The 5787-nt window shown below is 66.9% G+C and carries 10 protein-coding genes; all 10 read right to left on the bottom strand.

From position 1 onward, the window contains the following. A partial coding sequence (locus DYI24_RS19885; RefSeq protein WP_502706358.1) for a hypothetical protein occupies positions 1–532 on the bottom strand: 532 nt, incomplete at its 3' end. Beyond that, a complete protein-coding gene (locus tag DYI24_RS19880; protein WP_164573537.1) occupies positions 529–816 on the bottom strand; it encodes a hypothetical protein in 288 nt (95 codons plus the stop codon). The genes DYI24_RS19880 and DYI24_RS19885, both read right to left, overlap by 4 nt. 35 nt (positions 817–851) lie before the next feature. Then, positions 852–2084, bottom strand: coding sequence for a DUF7146 domain-containing protein (locus DYI24_RS19875; protein WP_164573536.1), 1233 nt, complete (start codon positions 2082–2084; stop codon positions 852–854). Further along, entirely contained in the window at positions 2081–2350 is a 270-nt protein-coding gene (locus tag DYI24_RS19870; protein WP_164573535.1) for a hypothetical protein, read from the bottom strand. Before DYI24_RS19870 ends, DYI24_RS19875 begins: the two co-directional genes overlap by 4 nt. Continuing rightward, the gene (locus DYI24_RS19865; RefSeq protein WP_164573534.1) at positions 2347–2649 is read right to left on the bottom strand and encodes a DUF4031 domain-containing protein; all 303 of its coding nucleotides are present in this window, start codon (positions 2647–2649) and stop codon (positions 2347–2349) included. The genes DYI24_RS19870 and DYI24_RS19865 overlap by 4 nt, the downstream gene beginning before the upstream one ends. Next, entirely contained in the window at positions 2646–2912 is a 267-nt protein-coding gene (locus DYI24_RS19860) for a hypothetical protein (protein WP_164573533.1), read from the bottom strand. Before DYI24_RS19860 ends, DYI24_RS19865 begins: the two co-directional genes overlap by 4 nt. Next, positions 2909–4834: a DNA cytosine methyltransferase gene (locus DYI24_RS19855; RefSeq protein WP_164573532.1), complete on the bottom strand. Its 1926-nt coding sequence runs from the start codon at positions 4832–4834 to the stop codon at positions 2909–2911. Before DYI24_RS19855 ends, DYI24_RS19860 begins: the two co-directional genes overlap by 4 nt. 5 nt (positions 4835–4839) lie before the next feature. After that, positions 4840–5337 carry a hypothetical protein gene (locus DYI24_RS19850; protein WP_164573531.1) on the bottom strand — a complete coding sequence of 166 codons (498 nt, stop codon included), beginning with the start codon at positions 5335–5337 and terminating at the stop codon, positions 4840–4842. Then, positions 5331–5498, bottom strand: a complete 168-nt coding sequence (locus DYI24_RS19845) for a hypothetical protein (RefSeq protein ID WP_164573530.1) — start codon at positions 5496–5498, stop codon at positions 5331–5333. The genes DYI24_RS19850 and DYI24_RS19845 overlap by 7 nt, the downstream gene beginning before the upstream one ends. Then, positions 5488–5787, bottom strand: a 300-nt coding sequence (locus DYI24_RS19840; RefSeq protein ID WP_164573529.1) for a TSCPD domain-containing protein, incomplete at its 5' end; no start/stop codon positions are given. The genes DYI24_RS19840 and DYI24_RS19845, both read right to left, overlap by 11 nt.

The raw sequence follows: 5787 nt of genomic DNA, 5'->3' as shown, positions 1-5787 counted from the left end.
ACTTAACATCGCCCGCCCCGGCCGCGTCTTGCGCGGGTTGCGAGGGTTCGGCCGATTCCTCCCGGGGGGAGAGGGGCGCGGGAAAAGAAGAATCGGGGGAAGAGAGAATGCGGTCGGGCGCGCGCGAGCGCGCCCGCCTCTGTTCGCCTGGCGCCGCTGCGCGGCGCAGGGTCACCAGGTCGATCGGCTCGGCCTCCCCGCGCCGCACAGCGGCGCTGATCAGCCGCGTGACCGCGGCGAGCCCGATGCCATCCTCGCCCATCAGGCCGATCTCGCGCGCGGCCTGCTCCAGCGCGGCGGACGCAAACCCCTTGTGAAGCGCACCGGCGCCGATCAGTTGACCCACACGTTCCGCGGCCGCCTCCAGCGCCGGCGCGCGGTCAGCGCCCGCGGCCGCGCGAAGGCTGGCGAGGAGCTCGCCAAGCTGGGCAAGCCCCACCTTCCGCATCGCATCGGCATCGATCGCCGCCGCCTGCGGTTCGAACGGCTCGGCCGCGTCGATCAGCTCGAGGATGTCGGTGTGGCCAGTCACTCGTCCCACCCAATCTGATCAAGCTGCTCAAGCTGCTCAAACTGCATATCGCGCCACAGATCGATTTCCTCGAGCGCATCCGTTGGCAGCTTGCAGTCCCACTCGTCGCACTCGACTGACGTCTGGACGAGCAGGAGCGGCGTTCCCTTCAAGGGGCCCGGATTCAACCATCCGTTCCGATCGAATCTCCGCTCCATTCCGATCGGTGTATCGATCGATTCCTGGCCGTCAGACTTCACAAAATCACGCGGAAAGAAACCGTGCTTCGCGATGAGTTCTGCCATCGCACGGCGACAGTGTTTCTTCAGTGTGCGCCGATTCATCCCCCGCCCCTCAGCATTCCATTGAAATCCCCGCCGGGCCGCGCGAAGGCGATCCGGATCGTCAGGCCCGGCCGCGCGTAGCGGCGGGCGGCGCGTTCCATCGCGTAGTGGGTCAGCACCGGGTCGCTGTCGCCGTCGCCGAGCAGGGTCAGGTGTTCGACGCTGTCCGGAATCAGCAGTCCCGGCTTGTCGAGATCCGGCAGCGGGCCCGGCACGCGCTTGGGGTGGCCGTTCGGCTGCTTTGCCGTCGGGTGCGCCAGGTTTTCGAGGTGCGGGCCGCCGAGGTTGCCGAGATCGCCGGCGGCCCACCAGGCGTAATCGTCGATTCTGCGCCCGGCGATCCGGTGCGCGGTGTAGACCGAGCCCACCGTCTCGATGCCCTCGCCGATCACCAGCACCCGCGCAAGACAACCACTCGGGTCAGTTTGCTGATTTGCGCAAAACTGCAAACTCTCCCGCGCGAACAGAATGTGCGCCCCCAGCTTGCCGCCGCGCATCTTCTTCGCCTGCAGGATCTCGCCAGTCGCGGGGTCGCTCAGCTCCAGCTTTCGCGGCGGATCAGCGTCCGTCAGATAGGTGAAGTGCAGCCCGCCGAACCGGCCGTCGTTGCGAATAAACGCCGCGATCATCGCCGGCCCGCGATGCAGCACCGCCCGGCTCATTCGCCCGCGCTCGTCCTCTTCCTCACCATGAAAGTAAGCCGCGGCGGGCAGGAAGCGCAGGCCGGGCGTCTCGTCCGGCAGGATCAGTCCGCGTGTCTCTGTCAGATATCGCGCGGCCGGAGTGCCGCGCAGCGGCTCGGCGCCATCCCACATCTTCTTCAGCCGGCGCCGTTCCTGCTCGCGATAGCGCTCGGCAGCGGCCTCTCGCTTGATACGCTTGGCCTCGCGCTGCTCTGCGAGCCTCGCCACCGCGTCCGGATCTGCGCTGCGCTGCCCGCCGAGCCGCTCGCACGCCTCGACGAAGCTGCAATTGTCGATCTTTTCCACCAGCCGGATGACGTCGCCGCCATCGCTGCACACGGCGCACACCCACGACAAGCCATCCGCCCTCACCTCGAAGGCCGACTTCGATTTCGCGCCGCCGCCGCACACCGGGCACGGCCCGATCATCTTCGCGCCGCTGCGCCGCAGGGTGACGTATTGCCCGGCGATCTCCGCCACAGGGTTGCGCTCGCGGATCTGCGCCAGGTCGGATTCGGAGAAGCGGCGGGCGACAACAGCGTTCATCGCTGCACCCTCGCCTTCGGCTGCGGAAACAGCGCCTCGTACACGGATTCATTGGCGCGGATCTTCCCGAACAGTCGCAGGATGCCGGCATAGGCGTTGCGGCGCGCCGTGTAGTGCGCCACCCAGCCCTTGCCGGCTTCGGTCTCCGCCTCGCCGCTCCATCGCAACAGCCCGGCCTCGGCATCGCGCATCGCACTGTCCGCGGCCAGGAACATCTGATCAAACGTCGTCTTCCCAGGCGGCGGCAGCGGCGTGTCGGTGCTCATCGCTTCGCCCTCGCCGCAGCAATGCGATCGAGCATCGCCTGATCACCCTTCAGCCGCGCAACGTGCTCGAGCGGCCCATAGCGATCCGTCAGCACGGCGCCGGCCTTGATCGCCTCGGCTTTCTTCGCGAGCGAGATATCGAAGTGCATCCACGACGCCTGCGGCGGCACCTGCAGCCACTTCCGCTGCACGCCAATGCGATCAACCATCGCCATCAGCTCATCGATGCTGTCCGCCCACATGTGGCACATCACCATGCGGCCGTAGCGATGCCGGACGTTGTCCACATAGACCGTCATCCCTTGGCCCTCGCCGACCGCAACCCTGCGGCTTCGATCCAGTCGCTCACCTGGCCGCGCGACAGTCGCCGCGCTTCGTCGCGATCGCGCGCCGGCCGCCAGCTCGTCGTGCTCGCTTCCGGCAGCGTCAGCCGGAAGCACGCGCCGCCGCGATCGCCTTCCATCTCCATGATCTCGCCGACCTGCACGCGCCCCAGCACCACAGCCTCGCGCCCCAGGCCGAGGCGCTTAAAGGTCACCGGTCCGCGGCGCTGCTCGGTCATTCCGCCGCCTCGAGGAAGAACTCGACGGACGTCTGCTCCTCAGCGATCACCCGCAGATCCATATTGGCCTTCACCAGCGCAGCAGCCATCGGCGGACAAACGCTGTTGCCGCACTTAGCAACCTGCTGGGTCTTGGTGATCGGTGAGCCGTCGGCTCCGCGGTCGATCACGTAGCTATCGGGGAAGCCCTGCGCACGGAACAGCTCGCGCGGCGTCAGCATCCGCATCCCGATGTCGGTGATGACGTAGGGTTCGCCGTCGATTGTGACGGTGACAACGCCGAAACGCGCCTTGGCGGTCGCGGTGTGCAGCGGTTCCTCGAGGCGCGGGTCTTGGTCGGCGCCGTAGTATTTCTGAAGGAAGGCAGCCGACAACTGCGTTTTGCCGCCGCCGTCGGCCATGACTGTCCGCGCGGGTTCATCGAGGGAAGAGCCAACCCCGGTGCCGAACTGCCGCAGCAGGTTGGCGGCGACGACGCCCTGCGTCGATCCTTTCGCGACCACCGTAGACAACGGCGTACGCGCGTCGTGTCCGGGCTCGAGATAGTTGTGCTGCGCCAGGAACGCCGCGACCAGATGCATGTGCGCGCCGCCGGCCGTGACGGTGTGAGCCGGTTGGTCCGCGCCGTTGAACGGCTTGCCAGCGTTGCGCATCGTCATCAGGTGCGGAGCGACCAACGCGTGCCGGTTCTCGGTCGTTTGGGTCCGCAGCGGCTCGCCGAGTTGTGCTGCGCGAACGTCTTCACCCTCTCCCTTGCCGTAATAGGCGGATAGCACCGGCGCCACCACGCCGATCGGCGCTGCGCCGCCCGGCCGCTTGATAAAGCTGTTCGCCGTCACCGTCGGCGCCGGTTCGTCGAGCGGCGCGCCGACGCTGTTCTCGCGGAACTTCGTCAGGTGCGGAGCGATCAGACTTGCGCCGTTTCCAGTTGGCACCACGACAGGCATAGGCTCCTGCAGCGAACGCGTCCGCGGCTCCTGTCCATCCCGCTCCCCATAGCGCGGCACAGCGAACGGCGTGACCAGCGCTTGCTCGCCGCCCCGTGCGGTCGTGATGGTGCGAAGCGGGTCATCGACCGAATGAACCCGGTCACCGCTGGTGGTGTGGGTGATAGGCACGATGAACGGCTTGGCCGCGTCGAGGACGTACCGCTTCACGCCCTTGGCGATCCTTGCCAGCGTCGCCGGCTGCAGCGGGCGCTGCGCGCGCAGGCCGTGCTTCGCCATGATCTCCTCGGCGGTGTCGAAGATCGAGGGGCAGGGCAACGACCAGTCGATGATCTCGGCGGCGGTACGCCACGGCTGCAGCGCGCCGCTGCGCACGCCGTCGCTCTCAGGCGCAGCATGGGTCGGCTTCGGCCAGATGATCGGCTCGCCGTCGCGGCGCGCGATCAGGAACAGCCGCTTACGGATCGTCGGCGCGCCGTAGTCGCAGGCGCGCAGCTCGCGCCATTCGACCTTGTAACCGAGCCGCCGCAGCTCACTAACCCAACGCTTGAAGGTTTTACCCTTCCGCTCAGGGCACGGCCGTCCGTCGGCACCGAGCGGTCCCCAGGTCGAGAACTCCTCGACATTCTCGAGGATGATCACGCGCGGCCCGCCGGCGCGGCGGCGCGCCCAGCGAACCACGACCCATGCAAGGTCGCGAATGCCCTTCTCGACCGGCTTGCCGCCCTTCGCCTTACTGAAGTGTTTGCAGTCCGGCGAGAACCATGCCAGCCCGATGGGCCCCTCAATCGCATCAGGGTCCACCTTCCAGACGTTGTTCTGCAGATGCACTGTGCTCGGATGGTTCGCCGCGTGCATCGCCAGCGCGACAGCGTCGTGGTTGATCGCATAGTCCGGCGAGACGCCGAGCGCCATCTCGATGCCGGTCGAAGCCCCGCCGCCTCCCGCAAAATTATCGATGATCAGCTCGCGCATCCCGCTCACCACTTGAACAGCACCGCGTCGAAGCGGTCGCCGCGGTTTGGAACGAAGTAATCGCGGAAAGCCTCCGGGCTATCGAAGCCGTCGGCATAGGCCTCAGCTGCGAAGGCGCCGGCGGCGTCGCCCGGTGACCAGAACAGCACCGCGTCGCCGTCGCGCCAGCCGCGCGGGCCGTTGATGCGGATGCATTCGGAGGTCGACCCATCGGTGTATTCGATGAAGCTGTGCCAGATCTCGATCGGCCACACGCGGACAAGGCTGCAGTCGATCCCCCCGAGATGCTCGCGTTCCGGCGTACGCGACTTCCACCACAGATCGAGGCTGTACGGGATCGTGTGGCCGACCGGATCGCATGCCAGCAGCTTCTCCGCACGCTGGCCGCGGCCGCGGATGGTCTGCCGCTTCACCCGTTCGCCGCGGACATCCTCACCCCGCGCCTGCCGAATCCCGGCGCGGATATAGGGGAGCATCGAGGCTTCCGAGAAGCTGATCAGCATGACGGCACCAGAAACGATCCAAGCTGATTCAACTCGGCGACGATCTCGTGTTCGCGCTGTTGCAGCCACACGATGTCCGGTCCCTCGCCGCGGAGATCCAATACCCGCCGCGATATATCCCGATACTCAGCCTGAAGCCGTTCGATCCGATCAGCGTCCATCTGCCTTCTCCTCCGCTGTCTCACAGATCAGCCGGGCCGCGACGCCGAGCACGCTGGAGGCTTCGCCGCTCGGGGTTCGCTTCATCGACTTGGCGATATCTTCGGCCGGGCAGCCGTATTGCAGCAGCATCGACATCAGGATCGCCGCATCGCTCACCAGCGCGTCGATCGGCGAATTGACCTTCTGCGCGTTGATGAACACCTCTGCCACCGGTCCTAGCCGCTCGGTCTCGACGCAAAGCAGCTCGCGGCCGATACCAACCTTGAAGCGCTGGTTGCCGTGCTCGAT

It is taken from the genome of Rhodopseudomonas sp. BR0C11 (assembly GCF_010820945.1).
Lineage (GTDB): Bacteria > Pseudomonadota > Alphaproteobacteria > Rhizobiales > Xanthobacteraceae > Rhodopseudomonas > Rhodopseudomonas palustris_H.
Note: the sequence above shows the minus strand (reverse complement) of the source record. Positions and strands in the feature narration are given on the sequence as shown.

Coding starts and splice junctions, on each gene's coding strand:
- DYI24_RS19880 (WP_164573537.1), bottom strand. CDS start 816: ATGGCAGAACTCATCGCGAAGCACGGTTTCTTTCCGCGTGATTTTGTG.
- DYI24_RS19875 (WP_164573536.1), bottom strand. CDS start 2,084: ATGAACGCTGTTGTCGCCCGCCGCTTCTCCGAATCCGACCTGGCGCAG.
- DYI24_RS19870 (WP_164573535.1), bottom strand. CDS start 2,350: ATGAGCACCGACACGCCGCTGCCGCCGCCTGGGAAGACGACGTTTGAT.
- DYI24_RS19865 (WP_164573534.1), bottom strand. CDS start 2,649: ATGACGGTCTATGTGGACAACGTCCGGCATCGCTACGGCCGCATGGTG.
- DYI24_RS19860 (WP_164573533.1), bottom strand. CDS start 2,912: ATGACCGAGCAGCGCCGCGGACCGGTGACCTTTAAGCGCCTCGGCCTG.
- DYI24_RS19855 (WP_164573532.1), bottom strand. CDS start 4,834: ATGCGCGAGCTGATCATCGATAATTTTGCGGGAGGCGGCGGGGCTTCG.
- DYI24_RS19850 (WP_164573531.1), bottom strand. CDS start 5,337: ATGCTGATCAGCTTCTCGGAAGCCTCGATGCTCCCCTATATCCGCGCC.
- DYI24_RS19845 (WP_164573530.1), bottom strand. CDS start 5,498: ATGGACGCTGATCGGATCGAACGGCTTCAGGCTGAGTATCGGGATATA.